General features: G+C 72.0%; 9 protein-coding genes and 1 tRNA gene. 6 read left to right on the top strand and 4 right to left on the bottom strand.

From position 1 onward, the window contains the following. Positions 1 to 436 precede the first annotated feature (436 nt). Genes NITAL_RS15550 through NITAL_RS15540 form a run of 3 tightly spaced genes read left to right on the top strand, consistent with a single transcriptional unit; the run spans position 437 to position 14,069 of the window. Entirely contained in the window at positions 437 to 6,640 is a 6,204-nt protein-coding gene (locus tag NITAL_RS15550; protein WP_052667153.1) for a midas domain-containing protein, read from the top strand. Continuing rightward, the gene (locus NITAL_RS15545; RefSeq protein WP_052667152.1) at positions 6,637 to 12,633 is read left to right on the top strand and encodes a DEAD/DEAH box helicase; all 5,997 of its coding nucleotides are present in this window, start codon (positions 6,637 to 6,639) and stop codon (positions 12,631 to 12,633) included. Before NITAL_RS15550 ends, NITAL_RS15545 begins: the two co-directional genes overlap by 4 nt. Next, a complete protein-coding gene (locus NITAL_RS15540) occupies positions 12,630 to 14,069 on the top strand; it encodes a hypothetical protein (RefSeq protein ID WP_052667151.1) in 1,440 nt (479 codons plus the stop codon). Before NITAL_RS15545 ends, NITAL_RS15540 begins: the two co-directional genes overlap by 4 nt. Positions 14,070 to 14,328: 259 nt before the next feature. On the opposite strand, the gene NITAL_RS15535 is transcribed toward NITAL_RS15540, so the two are convergent. Beyond that, complete coding sequence (locus NITAL_RS15535) at positions 14,329 to 14,559, bottom strand: hypothetical protein (RefSeq protein ID WP_052667150.1); 231 nt, start codon at positions 14,557 to 14,559, stop codon at positions 14,329 to 14,331. Continuing rightward, complete coding sequence (locus tag NITAL_RS15530) at positions 14,556 to 14,792, bottom strand: helix-turn-helix domain-containing protein (protein WP_052667149.1); 237 nt, start codon at positions 14,790 to 14,792, stop codon at positions 14,556 to 14,558. The genes NITAL_RS15535 and NITAL_RS15530 overlap by 4 nt, the downstream gene beginning before the upstream one ends. Positions 14,793 to 15,129: 337 nt before the next feature. Here NITAL_RS15530 and mobF point away from each other — a divergent pair, with 337 nt between their 5' ends. Beyond that, positions 15,130 to 18,279: a MobF family relaxase gene (gene mobF, locus NITAL_RS15525; RefSeq protein ID WP_157041869.1), complete on the top strand. Its 3,150-nt coding sequence runs from the start codon at positions 15,130 to 15,132 to the stop codon at positions 18,277 to 18,279. Positions 18,280 to 18,383: 104 nt separating this feature from the next. Further along, positions 18,384 to 19,562: a site-specific integrase gene (locus NITAL_RS15520; RefSeq protein WP_052667147.1), complete on the top strand. Its 1,179-nt coding sequence runs from the start codon at positions 18,384 to 18,386 to the stop codon at positions 19,560 to 19,562. A gap of 98 nt (positions 19,563 to 19,660) precedes the next feature. Here the strand turns inward: NITAL_RS15520 and NITAL_RS15515 are convergent. Then, a tRNA-Cys gene (locus tag NITAL_RS15515) sits at positions 19,661 to 19,734 on the bottom strand. Between the two features lie 82 nt (positions 19,735 to 19,816). Next, positions 19,817 to 20,200 carry a hypothetical protein gene (locus tag NITAL_RS15510; protein ID WP_052667146.1) on the bottom strand — a complete coding sequence of 128 codons (384 nt, stop codon included), beginning with the start codon at positions 20,198 to 20,200 and terminating at the stop codon, positions 19,817 to 19,819. Here NITAL_RS15510 and NITAL_RS28590 point away from each other — a divergent pair. Next, positions 20,184 to 20,540 (top strand): HNH endonuclease signature motif containing protein, encoded by a 357-nt coding sequence (locus tag NITAL_RS28590; RefSeq protein WP_052667145.1) that lies wholly within the window; start codon positions 20,184 to 20,186, stop codon positions 20,538 to 20,540. The genes NITAL_RS15510 and NITAL_RS28590 overlap by 17 nt on opposite strands.

Here is a 20,540-nt window from a genome sequence, read left to right as displayed (position 1 = left end):
ACGCAACCTACGGGCCCGATGCGACACCTCGCAGCGATCCTGCGAGACGAGATCGATGCCGGCGTCTAAGCCGCGCCGCATGTCCGCTCGGGACACTGCGGGGGCGTGGCGGGGGCACAGTTGCGTGTCGGCTCTCCGGATCATGTGGCTGCAGCGTGGCCGGAGGGTGACCTCGAGGGGCGGTGCCGCAGGCCCTCGCAGCGCGCACGGCAGGCACCCGGTGCACACCTGGGCCCGACCGGCCACCGTCGGCTGAGCCGCTCAGTACGGTGCCGGACGCCTCCGGGACGCCCGGTCGGTGGGGATGGGAGAGCGCCCCTCCGGTCGTGTCGCACGTAGGCGGGAACATGCCGCACCGGTCACGGGGGAGCTTGTGAGTAGACATCAGCGTCGGCGTCACCGCTGCGACCACGAGCACGAGCACGATCACCCTCCGGTGCCGGATGCGATGTTCGCCGAGCAGGACATCAAGGTGCTGTTCCTGTCGGCCTACCGCTGCATGGACGCCAAGGCGAAGCAGACGCTGCTGCGTGCGGCCTGCCAGTTCCGCCCGCTCAACACCCACCTGAAGCGGATCCGGGTAACCCCGGTCCCGCCGATGCTGAACCAGGCGATCGAGCGTCCGGAGGGCTGGCTGCTGGTCGACCTCATCGCCGAGATGGTCAACGAGGACCTCAGGCGCGCCACCGAAGGCGGACTGAACGCCGACGACATCTCGCTCGTCGGGCTCGTCGACGCGGCGCGGATGGTCGCCGACCGTTGGCAGCACGACGACGTCGCCAAGCTGTGGCTCGTGTCGCTGCTGCGCAGCTGCGCCGGATGGCAGGCCACCGTGTTCGTCGACGGGCTGCTGCGTGGCGGGACCTACGAGCTACCGGCCGCCAAGCACATCGAGAGCCCGTGGCAGGTCGCCGATGGTCCGTGGGTCGAGCAGCTTGCCGACGGCAGCGCCTTCGACCACCCGGCCGCGTCCCTGCCGGCCGACCAGATCGCCGACCTGCTGCTCGACGACCTGACCGACGAGCACGACACCGTCCTGTGGTTGACCGGCGTCGCGGGGGTGAACGAACCTGCTGCGTCAGAGCTCGAGGCCGACGACGAGCGTGAGAGCTCCGGACCGCCCGAGACCGACGGGAGCGACGTGCTCGACGACACCGACGACACCGACGTCGCCGACGTCGCCGACGAGACCGACGAGTGGATCGACACGGACGCGCCGGGTAACGCGGACCGCGAGGAGCTCGAGGCGGCCTACCTGGCCGGCCGGGACGCGGCCGAACGGATCGCCGAGGCCCTCGCCGAGGCCCGCACCGGCGCCCGCGAGGACCTCGCCACGCTCGTACGACTGCACCAGCTCGCCGACCGCGCCGCGCAGGTGACCGGGCTGGCGTCCGAGGACGTCCAGGCGCTGCTCGCGGAGCTCGACGACCTCGCCGGACCCGACCCGGACGACGAGCTGCTCGCCCGGCTCGCGGCGCTGCAGACCGACGCGTCAGCTGACGCGCAGGGCGCGAGCGTGCGGGCCCGCGCCCGCGCCGTCCTCCAAGGTGACGACGACTCGTGCCGTGCAGGCCTGCTCGCTCTCGGCCGTCTGCTCGACGGCGATGAGCTGCCCGCACCCTCGGCGCTGTTCCCCCTCCTCGAGCTGCTCCCCGTCGAGCTGCACGCTGCCGCGCTGGCTGCTGGCAGCGGGCTACTGCAGCTACCCGACATGGGCGCCCCGGAGATGCCCGTCGGCGACGAAGTCGTCTCCGACGCGCGCACCGACGGTGAGTCCGGTGAGGAGCCCGTCGCCGACGAACCCTCGTCGGAGCAGACGCCGGACGCTGGAACCGACGCCGCAGCTGACGAGACCAGCTCCGGTGAACGGGACGTCCCCGGAGACGAGGAGCCGGCAGGCGAGGTCGCCGCGGACACCGGCGCCACCGATCCCGCGACCAGCGCCGAGGTCGCCGACGCCGGCTCCCGGACGGCAGACCCCGAACCGGGTGAGGACGCGGACGACCCTGACGAGGTGGACACCGAGGAACGCTCAGCGACCGTGAGCGAGGTGGCAGAGGCCTCAGATACGACCGGCGAGGACCTCGGACAGGATCCCGTGCTTCTACCGAACGACCCGCGGGCCTACCTCGACGCGCCTCCTGCCCAGCTCGACCCGCCACCGGTCACCGTCGACGTCACCACCGCTGCTGTCGATGCTAACGAAAGCAACGACGAACCAGGCGAGGACCTCGACCGCGACATCGGACCTTCCGAGGAGCAGGTCGACGGGCTGCTCGTCGCCGCGCTCGAACGCCGCGACGCGGCAGCGGCCTACTGGATCGCCTCGTCCTTCGACATCGACCCGGCCCGCAGCGCCTCGTTCGAGATGCTCGCACTCGCCCGCCAGATGCGCCGCGAAGGCGGACCCGTCGGGCTCTCGTTCGACAAGGCCGCAACCCGGCTGCCCGCCGAGATCCTCCTCGAGGACCGGACCGCCAGGATCATCGCCGTCGCTGCAGGGCTGACCGCCTCGTTCGTCGCGCCCTACACCGCCGCCGAGTTCCTCAGCATCATCTCGGGCACCTTCGAGCACCACGATCGGCTCCACCAGATCCTGCAGTCCGCGACCGCGGCCGCACGCGCAGGCGTGCGCATCGGTGTCGGACCTCCCACCGGCGACGCCGACGACGACGACGAGCTCGACGAGATCCGGCAGCACGCCGCCACGCTGCTCGAGGTCGGACCGGGACGCTCGACCGGCTACCAGCCGGCCACCCGCATCTGGCAGCGCTGGATCGACGCTGACCGCGGCTGGCTCGGCCGCATGCTCACCGTGGTCGCCAACGACGACCGCAGCCAGCTCGAACAGGTGCGCGCCGAACGACAGAAGGTCGCCTCCGACCGGGACCTGGTCGAGCGGATGAACGCCACCGACGGCGACGAACGCGCCCGGAACCCACGCCCGATCGAGTACCACGGCCGGTCCGCGCTGCTGCGCCGCGTCAGCTCCCACCTCGAGCTCGTCGACGACTGGCTCGAGTTCGCCGGACAGCGCCGAGAAGCGGCCAACGACCACAACACCTGGGAGGAGCGAACCTCGGTCGAGCTGCGCCAGATGCTGACCGCCTACGGCCAGGATGCGCTCGAGGAGCTCTCCCAGGTCGGCGACGACCAGCTCGCTCAGGCCGCCGCCGCGTTCGCCTGTGAGCAGCTGCGGTCGTTGTTCGAGGCGATGACCTCCGGGCGTCCGCTCCCTGGGCGCGAGCCCGACCCCGACGCCTGGCTTGCACGTCCGCTGCTGCACACCGACGTGCCGCTCGACCCCGACAGCTGGCAGCCGACCCGTCCACTGACCTTCGAGGACCTGCGACCGCTGGTCGACCCGGTCGATGCGCTCGCGGCCTTCCACCGTCGCCTCGGACGCAACGACTTCGAAGAGGCCGCCGCGATCGCCGCGCAGATCGCCTCCTCCGACCCGGCTCAGTCCGACGCGCTCTCTGACCACCTCGACCGTGCCGCCGAGTCCGCCCAGCAGACCGCAGCCCAACGCTGGCTCGAGGTGCGCGACCTGGTCACGGCCGCCAAGCGTCAGGGGATGCTGCGTTCCGACGAAGCGGTCGAGCTCGACCAGCGCTTCGCCGAGCTCGACCTGACCGGCGCCGGCGAGCTCGCGACCTCCGCCAGCTCGCGCACCGACGTCGGCAAGGTGCTGCGGCAGATCGACCAGATCGAGCGGGACCTCAGGCAGGCCAGACGCGTGCGGATCGGACGCGAGCTGGCCCTGCTCGAACAGGCGCTCGAGACCTCCCCGGAGCTCGCCGACCACGCCGACATGCTGCGGACCCACATCGAAGCGGGACGTCTCGCCGAGGCCGAAGAGCTGCGCCTGCAGCTCGAAGAGGGCCGCGAGCTGTCCAACCCGTCCGACCCGGACTGGTACCGACCGCAGCTGCTGGCCACCCTCACCACCCCGACCGGACTGTCCGACGAGCTGGTCGAAGCGGTCACCTCCGGCGGACGGTGGGGCCCGTTCAGCTACGACCAGCTCCGAGAGTCCGACCGTGCCCGCTCCGCCACCGTGCTGCAGCGCGCCCGTGGCCTGCTCGGGCTCGACCGTCGCGAGTCGCCGCAGGCGGTGCGTACCGTCCTGACCCGGCTCGGCCTCGACGTTGCCGCTGACGCGGTCGCCGTCGCCGGACACCCCGGTGGGCGACACCGCTGGTTCGACGCGAAGGTCGTCGCCCGCGGCGCGCCGGTGCGCCAGTTCGGCTCGTCGCTGGACAGCCGCCTCAAAATCCTGGTCACGCCCTCGTCGATGGCTCCCTCCCAGATCGTCGAGCTCGTCGAGGACGAAGCGGGCGGCTCGACCACCTTGCTGCTGCACACCGCACCGGTCGATCTGCGCTGGCGTCAGGAGCTCGCCGACGCGCTGCGCGGTTCCTCCGCCACGCCGGTGCTGGCCTACGACAGCCACCTGCTCGCCGCCCGCATGTGCGAACCGTCCGACTCGTGGGCGGTCACCTGCGCGCTCGCGCTGCCGTACGCCAACGCCAACCCGTACCTGTTCAACGTCCAGGGCGAGACGCTGCCGACCGAGGCGTTCTTCGGACGCCGCAGCGAGCTGCGGTCCCTGCTCGACCCGCACGGTGCGACCATCGTGTTCGGCGGCCGTCAGCTCGGTAAGACCGCGCTGCTCAAGCAGGCGTCGGTCGCGTTCACCGGTTACGACGAGCACTCCAGGGTCGCGTTCAAGTCGATCAAGTCCGTCGGTATCGACGGCGACCCGAGCGCGCTGTGGCCGGTGCTGCACATGATGCTGGTCGACGCCGGCGTCCCGTTGCCAACCCCTTCGCCCGGCTCCGACCGCGAGACGGTCGTGCGTGAGGTGCATCGCTGGCTCGACGCTGACGACCGCCGGCGCCTGCTCGTGCTGCTCGACGAGGCCGACCTGCTCCTGGCCGCCGACGCGCCGCACTACACCACCGTCGAGGCCCTCAAGGACATGGTCGCCGCGTCGCCGCGGCGGTTCAAGGTCGTCTTCTCCGGACTGCGTGACGTCACCCGGTTCCAACGCGACGCCAACCACCCGTTCGTCCACCTCGGCAAGCCGCTCGGGATCGGCGGCCTCGACCCCGACGACGCGCTCAGCCTGCTGCGCGTGCCACTGCGGGCGCTCGGCTTCCACGCCGACGAGGACGTGCTGCTGAGCGCGGCCACCTTCGCCAACTACCACCCGGCGATCTTGCAGCGGGTCTCCCACGAGCTGGTGCGTCAGCTGCAGGAACGTGTCCGCGACAGCGCACCCGGGTGGCAGGTGACATCCGCCGACGTCGACAAGGTGTTCGACGACAGCCAGGTGTCCGAGTACGTCACCCAGCTGCTGCTCGACACCTTGACCCTCGACGCACGCTACGGGGTGCTGGCCTACGCGATGGCGCTGGCCGACCGGTCCGAAGGTGCGGAGAGCCCGGTGCCACGCACCGCCGCACAGGTCCAGAAGGTGTGCCTCGAGGAAGGCGCCGAGGAGCTCGCCAGCGGCGACCGGGAAGGGGAGGTCGCGGCGCTGCTCGACGAGCTCGACCTGCTCGGCATCGCCCGCAAGCGGCCCGGAGGACGCTGGGAGCTGCGCTCGCGCTACATCGCACGGATGCTCGGTGACGACCTGCAGCTGGTTAACCGGCTACTGGAGTTCTCCGCGCGCTCGGGTGGGTACACCTACGACGCGTCCCGCCACCGCCGCCCGTTCGAGTCCGACCCGACCAAGGTCTCACCGCTGGCCGACCGGGACATCGTCTCGCTGACCACCTGGCCGTCCACGGTCAAGATCGTCATTGGTAGCGACGCCACCACCCTCGACGAGGTCGGCGCGATCATGGCCGAGGACGCCGCGACCCGCGGGACGTCCACCTCAGTGCACCTGCGCTGCGAGCTCGGGCAACGCAGCGGCGACAAGCGCCGGCCGCCGCACGCGAACAAGGACTTCCACCGGGTCGTGGTGAGCGATCTACGTGACCGCACCGAACGCCAGTGCGAGCGGGCGGTCGCGCAGGCGTCCGCGTGGCGTGACGACTCGCTGCTGCCCGGCAGCGTCGGTGTCGCCCTGCTCGTCGACGCCTCGCAGCTGGCGACCGTTCGGGCGACCATCGACGGGACGCTGTCCGAAGACGTCGACGTGGTTCCGCTGCGCCGGCTCGACACGCACGCGATCGGGCAGTGGGCCCGGATCGGCGAGCTGCCCCTCGGCGACGCCGACCAGGTCCGTGCCGCGACCGGAGGTTGGCCGCAGCTGCTGACTGAAGCGGCCCGCAACGCACGCGAGGGCGGCGGAACGGTCGCCGACGCCGCCGCCGGGGTGCACGCCGCGCTCGACGACGCCGACCGGGCCGCGAGGTTCCTGGCCGACACCCGAGCGGACCACCTCGACACGACCGCCCGCACCGCGTTCACGGTGCTGCGCGACTACGGGCCGGTCACCGTCGAGGAGTTCGACCGGGAGCTGGCCACCATCCTGGCCGGCGGACGGCCGCTCGAGTCGACCCTGCCGACCGCCCGTCGTGAACGGCTCCTGCTCGAACGGCTCGGGTACGTCGAGTCGGCCGAGGGCCGCGTCTGCGCCGAGCCGATCCTGGCAGCCGCCTGGGCGAAGGTGCACGGTTGAGCGCAGCGTTCGACAACGTCGAGGTCATCGCCGAGGTCGCCACCGGATCACCCAAGCCGCTGACGGTCACCGAGCTCGCCGCGGCGCTCAACCGCCACCTCGAGGTCGACCACATCGACGGCCGCTGGGTGGCTCGGCAGATCGAACGTTCCGCCGGACGTCTCGAGCTGACCGGCGACGGCACCGTCGCCGTCGTCGAACAGGGCGTCCGGCCCGAACCGGTCGACGCGGCCGGGCCCGGGCGACCGCTACGGGCCGTCGCGGTCGACTTCGAGACCCTGCCACGCCACGCCGGCGACGGCACGCTGCAGCGCGTCCCGATCGAAGCGGGCGCGCTGCGCTTCGGTCGGGACGAGGCCTGGGTCGCCGCCTCCCCACCGCTCGAGCTGCTCGTGGCCGCCGACGAGCAGCTGGCCACCGGCGCCAACGCCGACCACCGCCTCCTCAAGGACGCGATCGACTCCGGGCTCGCACCGGAGCTGGTCGGCGTCGCGCTCGCCGCCGTGCTCGAAGGCGCCGACGTCGTGGTCGCCTACAACGGTGTCGAGGTCGACTTCCCCGTCCTCGACAGCCTGCTGGCCCACGCCGACACCAGCCTCGAGCAGCTCGCCATCGTCACCGTCGACGGGCTCTACCTGGCCCACGCGGTCCTGCCGGACCGCACCCCTGTCCTCGACGGCCACGGCGCACACCAGCTGGCCTCGGTCGCCGTCCGGGTCAGGATCTCGGGTACCCAGACCCACCGGGCGCTCGCCGACTGCCGCCTGCTCGCCGACGTGCTCGAGGGCCTGGCGACCGAAGCCGCCCGCCTTCCGACCGACGTCACCACCCTGCTCGCGGCGCTGACCCGCACCTCCCACGCGTGGGCGCTGCTGTTCGACCTGAGCTCACCCGGCACCGTCCGCGAACCGGTCGCAGCCGAGGTTGCCCGTGCCGGGATCGACGCGCTCACCGCCGCGCTGCCGGACCGGCGCACCGCCGGCGCCGCACCGCCGACGCTCACCGTCCCCGAGCCGCTGCGCACCGGCGGCAAGGTCGACCCGTTCGCGCTCGCCTCGGTGCTCGCCGAAGCGCGCGGAAGGACCGCCGGCCGGCGCGCCGCGCAGGAGGCGACCGCCGCTCACGTCGCCGCCGCGGTCGCGTCCGGCACCGATGCGCTCATCGAAGCGCCGACCGGGTCAGGTAAGTCGCTGGTCCTGCTCGCCGCCGCGCTCGACTGGATCGACGCCGACCCGGACCGCCGCGCGGTCATCTCCACCTACACCCGTGCGTTACAGACCCAGCTCGCCGGCGACCTCGAGCTGCTCACCGGCGCCGTCCCGGGCCTGGACGAACAGGTCGACCTGGTCAAGGGCGCCGCGAACCGTCTGTCGCTGCGGGCGCTGTCGACCGCCGCGGTCGGGCTGGCCAGCAGCGCGCCGTTCCGCCACGGGATCGGCAGGCGACGCGCGTCCGACCCGGCGTTCGCCGAGGTCGTCGCCTACCTGCTGCTGCGCCTCTACGCGCTCGGGCCGGACTCGAGCCTGGTGACCCGCTGGAACGCCTGGTCGGTCGACACCGACGACCTGCCGGCCGTGTTCGACACCTTCACCGACGGCCGTCTCGGCGGTCTGCTCGCCGAGGTGTCGCAGAAGCGCTCCGGCGACTACGCACAGGACGACCACGCGGCGCTGGCGGCCAAGACCGTCAAGGTCCGCGAGGCGCTCGCCGACCGGCGTCTGATCGTCGCCAACCACGCGCTGTTGTGCTCGGCGTCCTCGGTACTGGTCGACATGTCCACGCGCGGCCAGCTGTTGCTGCTCGCCGACGAAGCGCACGAGCTCGAATCTGCCGCGACTTCGACGCTGTCGGCCAGCTTCTCCACCGCCGACCTCGACCGGCTCCGAGGAGACCTGGTCGCCGTCGCTGACGCAGTCCGCCCGCGGCTCACCCCGGACGACCTGGCCGCCGCCCCTGACGACGACTCCGACGGTGCGGTCGCCGCCAGGCTCGTGGCAGCCGTCGCCCGTCTCGACCAGGTTATCGACGACGAGCTGCTGAGCCAGCGGCTCGCGGTCGCGTTCAACATGCGTGCCGGGTCTGACCCGACGTTGGCCCGCCGCCGCCAGCAGGTGGTCATCGCCGAGTCGGACGCCGACCTCGGACAGCTCGCTATCGCCGCCGAGCTCGAACCGATCGTGCGGCTGCTGTCCGGACTGCTCGGAGGCGCCGCCGCCGGGCTCGAGGTGGCCGCCACGATGCTGCCAGCCGACCGGCACGACGAGGTCGCCACGTTGCAGTCGCGCACCAGCGACACCTTCGCGACCCTGGCTGCTCTGTCCGCCGACCTCGCCGAGCTCGCCGGCACACGCGATGACGACGGGGACGGGGACGCGGGTGTGGGCGGTCCGGACGCTGACGGCCTTGACCACGACCCGGCTCCGCCCGGTCACGCTTCCAACCGGATCGTGTGGGCCGCCGAGCTGCCGCTGCAAGGCCGTCAGCTCGCCCGCTTCCTCGACTCGGGGATGCGGCTGCGCCACTGGCCGGTCGAGGTGACCACCACCCCGGTCGCCGTCGCCGACGACCCGAGGTTCACCGCGTTCCGAAACGCGTTCGCAGTGTCGGTGTTCGTCTCCGGCACGCTGACCGTGCCCGGCGCTGCCGACCCGTGGCAGTTCATCTGCGACCGGCTCGGGCTCGACGGGCACGTCGCCCGCCACGTGGTCGACTCCGACTTCGACCCGGCCACGCAAGCGCGCCTGGTCGCCTTCACCGACTTCCCGTCCTGGGGCGAGCAGACCGACGCGGCCGTGGCGACCGTCGCCTGGCAGGTCGACCGGTACGCCCGGCAGGTGGTCACCGACGGCCGGCACGGCGCGATGGTGCTGACCACCTCCCGGGCGCACGCCGGCCAGATCTCCGACGCGCTCGGCAAGCTCCGCCGAAGCGACGACCGTTTCGGGGTCCACGATGCCGTCCTCGACGGCAACCAGCGGGCGCTGGCGTCCTTCCGTGAGGACGGCGGGGTGCTGATCGGCACCCGAGGTCTGTGGCAGGGCGTCGACGTCGAGGCGGAACGGATCCGCCTCGTGTGGATCAACAAGCTGCCCTTCCCGCCGGTCGGCGACCCGATCATCGACGTGCGGCGCGCCCGCGTCGAAGCTGCCGCACGCGAGGCAGGCTCGCTACGTCCCGACCAGGACGCCAAGGAGCGCTACTACCTGCCGTTGGCCGCGATGGCGCTGCGTCAGGCCGCCGGACGGCTGCTGCGCTCCACCTCCCACCGTGGCGTGGTCGTCATCTCCGACGCGAAGCTGTCGGGGGACACCTCGCTGCGTCGGCTGTACCGCCGCTTCTTCCTCGCCTCGCTGCCCGGCTACGCCGTCCCGGACGAGACCGGCGAGATCGGCGCGGGGAACCTGGCGACCATGGAGGACGGCTGGCGGCGGATCTTCGCCTTCCTCGCCACGCCCGGCAGCGACCCGGAACGGACCCCGGCTGCGATCAGCGCACAGCAGGCAGCCGAGTGGAGCGAACCGGACGCGCTCGCCGAGCACGTCTGGCTTCCGCACACCCGACGGGTCCTCGCTGCCCGCTACACCGACGACGACGAGGTCGCCGCCGAGAAGGCCGCGGGACGGTTCGCCGACTCGCTGAAGGAACGGGCCCGCGAGGTCGGCGGCGCGCTCAACCTCTCCGACGGACCGCTCGAGGCGCTGCGTGACGCCCAGGTCGAAGCGCTCGACGCGCTCGCTGACGGCCGCGACGTGCTCGCGCTGCTGCCGACCGGGTACGGCAAGAGCTTCCTGTTCCAGCTGCCCGGCCTGATCCTGCCGGGGGTGACCATCGTGGTCTCCCCGCTGGTGTCGCTGATGACCGACCAGGCGATGAAGCTGAACCGGACCGTCGGCGGACGGGTCCGGGCCCTGACCGGACCGATGGCCGAGTCGAACTCACGGCTCGGCAAGACCCAGGTGCACCAGCAGCTGACCGGAGAGGCCGACCACGACATCAAGCTGATCTACCTCGCACCGGAACGGTTCGCGACCACCCAGTTCCAGCAGATGGTCCGCGCCGGGGTGAAAGCCGGGATCGTGCGCCGCATCGCGGTCGACGAGGCACACACCCTGGCCGCCTGGGGCGACACCTTCCGCCCACAGATGCGCCGAGCGGAGCACTTCATCCGCCGTCTGCGTCAGGACTTCGACGGCGCCCCGCAGCTGCTGGCGGTCACCGCGACCGCGACCCGTTCGGTCCGCCGCCACCTGACCACCAACCTGTTCGCTGCCGAGGAGTCCGACGTGACGCTCGTGCACGCGAACCCGGTCCGGGCCGACATGGCGATCCACAAGCGCCTCCTGAACGCCAAGGGACGCGCCGGAGAGCAGCTGAACGTCCTGCTCGTGGAGAAGCTGCTCGAGGTCGTCGACGGGCACGCGATCGTGTACGCCACCCGGATCGCCGACGTCGAGGAGATCCACACCTACCTGACCGCCCAGCTCGGACGCCGACGTCGCGTGCTGAAGTACCACAGCAAGCTGTCCGACCTCGAGAAGGCATCGGTGTCGGAGTTCTTCGCCGCCGCACCGACCGTGGATGACCCGGACGGGTTCGAACCGATGGTCGTGGTCGCCACCAAGGCCTTCGGGCTCGGTATCGACCGGCCCGACATCCGCCTGGTCATCGCCGCGTCACCGCCGGGCGACCTCGCCGAGCTCTACCAGGCGCTCGGACGGGCCGGCCGCGACCAGGCCGACCGCGACCCGGCCGACGCGCCCGTACCGACCGCCGGTATCGCGGTCCTGACACCATCGTCGTGGTCGACGCTGCGCTACTTCAACCGCTACGACACCGACCACGACCGGCTCGTGCGCCGGTTCGTGGACCGGTTCAAGACGGCCGAGTCCCCGGTCGAGATCGAACAGCTCGTCGGCGAGGTCATCGACGACCGGGTCGCACGCGGTGAGCTCTCTCCCCAGCTGGTCGAACGCACCCGCGACCGCATCGAGGAGACCTACACCGCGTTGGCGGTGCGCACGTTCGCCGCGCTGTCGGCCGTCGGCAACCTCGAGGACCTCGGCAACTCCCCGGCCGCAGCGACGATCTCGCCGGGCGAACGGAGCTTCGCCGAAGCCGCCGACGCGGGCCGGCAGGCCGCCGCGGTCATCGACGCGCTCTCCGACCAGGAGCGGCGCGACGGGGTCGAGCTGACCGAGCTGTACGCCAGGCTGTCGGACGGCGCGTTCGAAGCGACCGGTGACGTGTCCGCCATGTGGTTCGAGCTGCTGCAGCTCGACAACGTCGGGCTCCTCGAGGTGCGGCAGATCACCGCGTCCGGCGGGTTCCGCACCCAGCTGAACTTCCGGCGGGCCGACCACTGGCGCGACGACACCCGCCTGGTCGACGAGCTCGCACGGCTGCACCGCGAACGCAGCCAGGACCTGCAGCAGCTGCGCGAGTGGTTCGTCAACGACACCGACTGCGCCCTGTCCGGCATCGCCGAGTTCTTCGCCGTCGACCACTGGCAGCGCGGGGCGTGCGACCACGACCACACCCGCTGCTCGGTCTGCTGGCAGGACCCCGCCCACGCCGGCACGCCGCGCCCTGCGGTCCTCGACACCCTCCTCAGCGACGAACGGAGCCTGGCAGCAGGCGCCGCCGCGCTCACACGCACCGCCCAGCGGCGGCTCGAACAGGCGGCCGCCGGGATCCTCTCCGACGTCGCCTCGGGGATGGGCGTGGCCAAGCTGCTGGCCGCCATCCGCGGTCAGGACCGCATCTACATCTCCGACACCTTCTCCAAGCCGGTACCGCGCGGTGCGCTTCGTTCCCGCCACTTCGGGCAGGTCACCTCCGCCGACGACTCGCAGCTGCGTGCCGTGCTCGCACGCCTGATCGCCGACGGCACCGTCGTGCGGGTCACGATCGTGGACGGCGAGGTCGTCGAGGCTGCCCCGAGCGCGCCCGGTGCCTACTACCGCCACGCGCGCCACCAGCGGGGCGCCGCGTGAACCCCGCCGAACTCCTGATCGGCGCAGCTGACGCCGACGGCGCCGCGCTCGGGCGTCTGCGCCGTGAGGTCTCCGCGCTGACCGCCCGCCGCGGCGGTCCGCTGCACATCGGGTCGCTGGTCACCGACCTGGTCGGCGGGTACGGACCGGACCGCGGGCTCGAGGACGGCTGGGTCGTCACCCTCCGCCACGGCGCGCAGCTGGCGGCGCTGCCGCCGCCAGGAGCACCGGTCGAGATCGAAACCGCCTCGCCGGTGATCGGGTCGGTGTACGGCCAGGTGGTCGCCACCCACCTCGACCCGCCGACCGACAGCCTCGAAGCCGACGGCACCCTGCCTGCGGGGGCCGCCGACGGTCGCCGGCGTCTCGTGATCGACTTCGGCGCCGTCCCCGACGGGCTCGGGCTCGACGACCGCGAACAGGTCGCGTTCGAACGGATGCGTCGAGGCGGCAAGTGGTTCACCGCCGACGGGCACGTGCAGGTCACCTGCAACGACGACGGGCTCGACGACGTCACCCGGTACGCCCGCTGGCTCGCTTCCGACGGTCGCGCCGGGCTGCGAACCGGGCTGCCAGGGTCACCCGACCGGATCGAACGGCTGCTGCGCTCCCTGCTCTCGGCCCTGACGGTGTACGAGTCGACGTTCGTGACCGCCGGCGCGTGGGTGTGGACCCGCGACGCGCTCGCCGCCCGGCTCGAGGAACCGGTCGGCTCCGGCTACCTGCGTGACGACTGCCGGTCGATCGCCGAACGCGCCAACACGCTGTACGCCGACGCGGCCTCCGGCGTCCGTCAGCGTTCACGCCGAGCGCTGGCCGCAGAGCTCGCCGAGGCCTCGGACGCCTGGCCGGATGCCGACCGGCAGCGGCTGTGCGCCGGGGCGGCCTGGCTCGGGACGCTGTTCGCGTTGACCCAGACGGTCGCGGTCGAGCTGCCCGGCGCCGGCGCGGCGCTGCTCGGTCCCGCCGGTCAGCAGGTGCACGCGGTGTCCGAACCGCGCTTCGGCATCGCCGGTGTGCTGCTGCTCGACCCGGTCGACGACGAGGAGGCCGAACGTCTCCGTCAGGAAGCGCGCGACGAGCTCGACCGCCAGTCCCGCGCCCGCGCCGAGCAGGAGGTGGAGGCTCCGAGCTTCCCGTTCTCGGTGACCGTGACCGACGAGGCGTTCTCCCGCGGCGTGCTGCACATCCCCGACGAGGTCGCCGGCAGGCTGCACGTCTCGGACCCGGTGACCGTCAGGCTCGCCTACGTACCGGCGGGACGGTTCGCGCACCGTCCGGTCGTCGCGGCCGCCTGCGGTCGCCCCGGTCAGGACGGGATGTTCACCTTCGAGTGGCCGGCGCTGATCGGGCCAGGCACCCGTCTCGACGGGCTGGTCTCGCGCCGCGGACGTCTGGTCGAACTGCGACCGGTCACCAGGACCGTCGCCGGGTAGTCCGCCGTGACCGTGCGCTACTCGGCGATGGCCCAGGATCACCTGCGTTCAGGCCGAGAGAAGACCGCCCGAGTGGCCCAGCGGTGTGGCCGGAGGCGCCGCCCACCTGCAGCGCCCTGCGCGTTGCTCGCGAGCAACGATCAAGCCGGACCATCGCTCGTACGACGATGCGCGGCGGCGGTGCACGCCGCGCGACAGCGCGTAGCTGCCCTGGGTGTGCGTTGCGTGGGTGCATTGCGGCGGTCGTGTACCTCGGTGGTCACCGGTTTCGAACACGAGTCCGCGGCTCCGCCCGGGTGCGGCCTTGGTGGATGGTGCGGTGCAGGGTGGTGATCACGTAGTCGGCGTCGGGTGGGAGGACGTTCTCGGCGAGGCGGATCGCGGCCTGCTTGGTCGTGGTGGCGCCGTACTCGCGTGTCGTCGGCCGGGGCGCGCGGCCCTTGCGCTGGTGGTCGACCCAGGAGACCAGGAAGTAGCGGGTGGGGCTCACCGCCCTCCCCCATCGCTCCCTGCGGCGGACGCGGCGGCGGGCACGGGTGGCTCGTTCGCGGCGATGCCGAGGAGTTGGTGGAGGCGGGCGGTCGGCACCAGGAGGCGGCGGCCGAGGCGGATGGTGGGGATCTGGCCGGAGGCGGCGGCGCGGTAGGCGGCGCCGCGGCTGATGCCCAGCAGGCGGCCGGCTTGTTCGACGGTCATGGTGGCGGGTGGCTCGGGGTTGTTCACAGCTCGCTCCTGTTCGGTGTCGTGTCTAGGTACTGCGCTCCGTTCTCGCGTTCGGTGACAGCTCCCCCGGGTGCGTGCGAACACCGCGCGAGCACCGAGCGCGACAGCAACCGTCCACGTCCGAACGCCCTCACACCTGACGACACGACCAGCAACCCCCCGGAACCCATCGATACCGGAACTGCCGATATCCGGCTCTAACCTGCCTCTAGAGCCACTTCTCTGCTCTAGACCTGCCCTGCTCACCGACGCACCCTGACGTCATGAGCGACGAACACAGACTGGCACTGGGTCAGTGCAACGCGGCGGTCACGGACCGGTGTTGAACATCGGGCGGATGGCACCCGGCAGGGCGGAGTACTACCTGCAGGTCGTGGCCAACCGCGACGCGGCCGACTACTACCTCGCCCACGGCGAGGAGCCCGGCCGCTGGACCGGCAGCGGCGCTGCCCGGCTGAGGCTCCGCGGGCAGGTCAGTGGCGAACAGCTCCGTGCCGTGCTGGCGGGCGAGGATCCGTCCTCGGAGGTGCAGCTGGCGGGGCATCCGGCCCGCAAGGTCCCGGGGTTCGATCACACTTTCCGGGCCCCCAAGTCGGTCTCGCTGCTGTGGGCGCTCGGGGACCGTGACACGGCCGCGCAGGTGGTCGCGGCCCACGACGCCGCGGTCGACGCTGCGGTCGGCTACCTCGAACGCGCCGCGGGTTTCACCCGCCGCGGTGCGCAAGGCGCCGAGAGCGTCGAGGTGAACGGGTTCGTTGCAGCCGCGTTCCGTCACCGTTGCTCGCGGGCTGGTGACCCGTTGCTGCACACCCACGTGCTGGTCGCCAACCTCGCCGAGACGGTCGACGACGGGGTGTGGCGCACCCTGGACTCGCGCCGGCTGTTCGTGCACGCCCGCACCGCCGGGTTCCTCTACCAAGCCCAACTACGTCACGAGCTCACCGCCCGCCTCGGGGTCGGCTGGCAACCGGTGGTCAACGGCCACGCCGACATCGACGGGGTCGACCGCGACCTGATCGAGGCCTTCTCCCAACGCCGCACCGCGATCCTCACCGAACTCGAACGACGCGGCGAGTCCTCGGCCAAGGCCGCCCAGGTCGCCACCCTGACCACCCGGCAGGCCAAGGACCGCCGCACCTGCGAAGCCGAGCTGCGCACCACCTGGCGGACCCGCGCCGCCACCTGCGGTGTCGGCGCGGGTTGGCAGCACCGGTTGACCGGCCGCCCAAGCCCGCAGCGTCCCGACATCGGCGCCCTCTACCGCGACCTGGTCGACCACGAAGCACTCACCGCCCAGAGCTCCAGCTTCACCCGCCGGGACGTGATCCGTGCCGTCGCCGAACGCCTGCCCGCCGGCGCACCCGTCACGGCCATCGAACAGATCGCTGACGCGGTCATCGCCCACGACCCGCAGCAGGTCATCGCGCTCGGCACGAGCCGGGGCCAGCTCACCGCGCTCGAGACCATCCGGCGCAACGACGGCCGCGTCATCCCCGCCGACGGCCACGAAGCCCGCTACACCACCCGCGGGCTGCTCCTGACCGAACAGCGCGCCGTCACCCGTGCCCTGGCCCTCCACCGAGCCCAGCTCGCCATCGTCGACGACCGCCACCTCACGGCCGTGACCCGCGGGCGGAGCCTCTCCTCCGAACAGCACACCATGGTCCAACGGCTGACCCGCTCCGGAGCCGGGGTCGAGATCGTGGTCGGCAAGGCCGGCACCGGCAAGACCTACGCCCTCGCCGCCGCCCGCCACGCCTGGCAGACCGCCGGCACCCCGGTCGCCGGTGTCGCGCTCGCCGCCCGCGCCGCACTCGAGCTCCAACAGTCCGCCGGCATCCCCTCCACCACCCTGACCCGACTGCTCGGCCAGCTCGACCAAGGCCAGCCGACCACGCTCACGCCAGGATCGGTGCTCGTCGTCGACGAAGCCGGCATGGTCGGCACCCGCCAGCTCGCCCGCCTCCTGGACCACGTCGAACACCACAACCTCAAGATCGTGCTCGTCGGCGACCCCCACCAGCTCCCCGAGATCGACGCCGGTGGCCTGTTCCGCACCCTGACCACCCGCCTGCCCGCGATCGAACTCACCCACAACCGACGGCAACGACACCCCTGGGAACAGGCCGCCCTCGACCAGCTCCGCAACGGCGACCCCCAGGCCGCGGTGACCGCCTACCGCGAGCACGGCCGCCTCGTGACCGCCGACACCGCCGAAGAGGTCCGCCACCAGCTGATCGACGACTGGTGGAACACCGCCACCAACGACCTGCCCGGCAGCATCATGATCGCCCTCCGGCGGTCGGACGTCGACGACCTCAACCACCGCGCCCGATCCCGCATGCTCACCGCCAGACGCCTCACCGGCCCCCCTCTCCACAGCGGCGGACAGAGCTTCCAGACCGGAGACCGGATCGTGTGCCTCCGAAACCACCCCCGGCTCGGCGTGGTCAACGGCACCCGCGCCACCATCACCGCCATCGACCCCACCCGACGCACCATCCACGCCACCGACGACCACGACAACCACCTGCAGCTACCCCCCGACTACCTCGACGCCGGCCACCTCACCCACGGCTACGCCATCACCGGCCACAAAGCCCAAGGCCTCACCGTCGACCACACCTACGTCCTCGGCTCCCCCGACCTCTACCGCGAATGGGGCTACGTCGCGATGTCCCGCGGACGGGAGTCCAACCAGCTCTACCTCGCAGGCGCCGACCAACTCGACGACCTCCACCACACCCTGGAGGCGGAAGCCGACCAGACGGCCGCGCTCCCCCACCGCCTCCAACGCAGCCGCGGGCACCAGCCGCTGACCGATGGTCTCGACCAGATCGCCCACCAGTGGCGCCAACTCCACCAGCGCCTCCACGCCCCCGACATCGCCCGCCAGCGAGCGCTCACCCGCCGACGAGCGCAGCTCGCCGCCGAGCGGCAGGCAGCCCTCGACCAGCTCGAGCGACTCCGAGGCCGCATCGACCACACCGCGACCGGTCTCGGTCGGATCGCGAACCGACGCCAGCTCGCGGACCTACGCGGCGATCACGACGTTCACGCCCGCCAGGTCCCCCACCTCGAGACCCAGCTGGGCGACATCGATGCCGAGCTCGTCGGGCTGCCCACCCGCGAGCAGATCGTCGACCTCCACGCCCTGTACCAGGACCGCACCGAGCAGCTCCGGCACGCAGCCGAACAACGCGTCGCCAGCGTCCAGCACCACAGCCCCAGCTACCTCGCTGCCGTCCTCGCCGACCCGCCACAGGGCCGCCTGCGGCAACCGTGGCACCAGGCCGCGATCGCCATCGAGGAGTACCGGCTCCGCTGGAACGTCACCGAGCCACACCGGCCACTCGGAGCTGAACCTACGGACCCGCTGCAACGCGAGCACCGGCACCGGACGGCGGCAACCATCGCGCGCTTCCGAGACGAGCTGACCCGCGACACGACACGCGCACACAACCGTGGGAGGAGCCTCAGCCGATGAGTTCTCCACATGTCCCTGACGAGTCGCGGCGGGCCGACCAGCCCGAACGGTGACCATGTCCACGGGGAGCCCGTGATCGCGTGGTCAACCCGAGAGGAGTTCCGATGAGGGGTCACGTCCGCAAGCGCGGCAGCACGTACTTCATCGTCTACGACGAGCGGGCTGACCCCCGGACCGGCGAGCGCCGCCAACGAGAGCGCGGTGGGTACGCCTCGCGAGAGGAAGCCGAGGACGAACTCGCGCGGGCGATCGCGGCCGTGCGGTCGGACGGCTACGTCGAGCCGACCAAGGTGACCGTCGCCCGGTTCCTGACCGATTGGGTCGACCGGAAGGCCGAGGATGACCTCAAGCCGACCACCGCAGCCTCCTACCGACAGAAGATCGACCGACACCTCATCCCGCGGCTCGGCACGCTTCGGGTGCAGGAGCTCAACGTCGCCCACATCGAGGACGCTCTGCGCGACGTCCACCGCGAGGGCGGAGCCCACGGAGGGCCGCTCTCGCGACGGACCGTCAACTACTGCCGGGTCGTGTTGGCCGCAGCGTTGGACGACGCCGTCCGGCGCGGCATCACCCGGGTGAACCCGGCCCGGCTCGCACGCATCCCGACCCGAGAGCGCGAGGACTGGTCTCCGCGCAGCGCGCCGCAGCAACCCTGGACGATCGAGGAGCTCCGCCGGTTCCTGGCCACGGCAGCGCAGGACCGGCTCGCCGCGCTCTGGACGATCTACGTCACGACAGGACTGCGCCGTGGTGAGGCGTTGGCCCTCCGCTGGGACGACCTCGATCTCGACACCGGCACCGTGCAGGTCCGCCGCAACCGGACCAGCGCGCAGGGCCGGGAGGGACGCATCGTCTACGACGACGAGCGACCGAAGTCGGCCGCCGCGCAGCGCACGGTGACCCTCGACGAGGCCACGGTCGCCGCCGTACGGGCCCACCGGGCCGCCCAGCTCGAGGAACGGCTCGCCGCAGGTCCCGCCTGGACCGATGAGATCGCCCGGGTCTTCACCCGCGAGGACGGCTCCGGGCTCGATCCGGACAGCATCTCGATCGCGTTCCGTCGGCTCTGCACGCTGGCCGAGGTCCGCACCATCCGCCTGCACGACGTCCGCCACTCACACGCCACCTTGATGCTGGCAGGAGGCGTCCCAGTCGAGGTGATCTCCAAGCGTCTCGGGCACTCCCGGATCAGCACCACGATGGACCTGTACGTGCACCCCGACGACCGTCAGCAGCGCTCCGCGGCGGACCGGTTCGGGAAGATGATCGCCGGTGAGTGAGCACCGCATGTTGGCAAAATGTTGGCAAAGCGGCCGACGACAGGTCCGGAACGGAACGACCCCTGCTGCGTTTCCGCAGGTCAAGGGCCGGTTCCGATTGGAGGCGGGGACGGGAATCGAACCCGTGATGGAGGATTTGCAGTCCTCTGCCTTACCACTTGGCTACCCCGCCGGGCGTGCGGAGGGTAGCCGCGTCGCGCGTCCCGGTGCGACTCGCGCTCACGCTGCACACGGGGCCCCGGTTCAGGACCGGTTCACGGCCAAGGCCGGTCGTCACGGATCGTCCCGAGCGGGCCGGTCCCCCACCGCGATCCGCGCCACCACGACAGGCCGACGCCCGCCGCCAGGACGCCCACACCGAGCAGGCGTCCGAGCGACCGCCACCCGACCACCACCGTCAGCGGGTCGGCCCCTTCGAAGCGTCCCACCCCGCTGACCGCGATGGTCTCCGTGCTCGACAGGCGCGGAGCGCGGCCGTCGACCGGGCGGTCCCAGTCGGGCCGGACCGTGAAGCGGTCCGCAACGAGCTGCGGGTCGTCGGCGGCCCTGCGGACCTGACCGTGGGTGGGCCGCTGACGACGGGCGGCACGCACGAGCTCGCGCTCGATGTCCCGTGCGATCGTGCCACGCCGCGCCATCACGCCTCCGTCGAGTGGATGCCGCGAGCCTAACCACCGATCCGGACCGACCTCGGAGCGGCACGGCACCGGGAGCCACGGGGGCCGTGACGGCGGCTGTCGCTACCCCGGCTGCGACGCCCCACCGCCCTGGTGCGACATCGCCCACGCCACCGCACGCCGCGACCGCGGCCCCCTGACCATCCACAACGCCCTCCGGCTGTGCCGCCACCACCACCGCAAACTCGACCTCGGCCGCTGGACCATCACCATCGATGGTCCCGACGCCACCTTCACCCACCCCACCGGCCGCACCATCCGCGCCGGACCCGCACGCGGCCGACCCCCCGACACCAGCTGA

It is taken from the genome of Nitriliruptor alkaliphilus DSM 45188 (genome assembly GCF_000969705.1).
GTDB classification, from domain to species: domain Bacteria; phylum Actinomycetota; class Nitriliruptoria; order Nitriliruptorales; family Nitriliruptoraceae; genus Nitriliruptor; species Nitriliruptor alkaliphilus.
The sequence above is the reverse complement of the archived record's forward strand: the minus strand, read 5'-3'. Positions and strand labels throughout refer to the sequence as shown.

What these genes read in the sequence shown, in the direction of transcription:
- NITAL_RS15510 (WP_052667146.1), bottom strand. Translation starts at nt 20,200, where the DNA reads ATGGCGCGGCGTGGCACGATCGCACGGGACATCGAGCGCGAGCTCGTG.
- NITAL_RS15520 (WP_052667147.1), top strand. Translation starts at nt 18,384, where the DNA reads ATGAGGGGTCACGTCCGCAAGCGCGGCAGCACGTACTTCATCGTCTAC.
- mobF (WP_157041869.1), top strand. Translation starts at nt 15,130, where the DNA reads ATGGCACCCGGCAGGGCGGAGTACTACCTGCAGGTCGTGGCCAACCGC.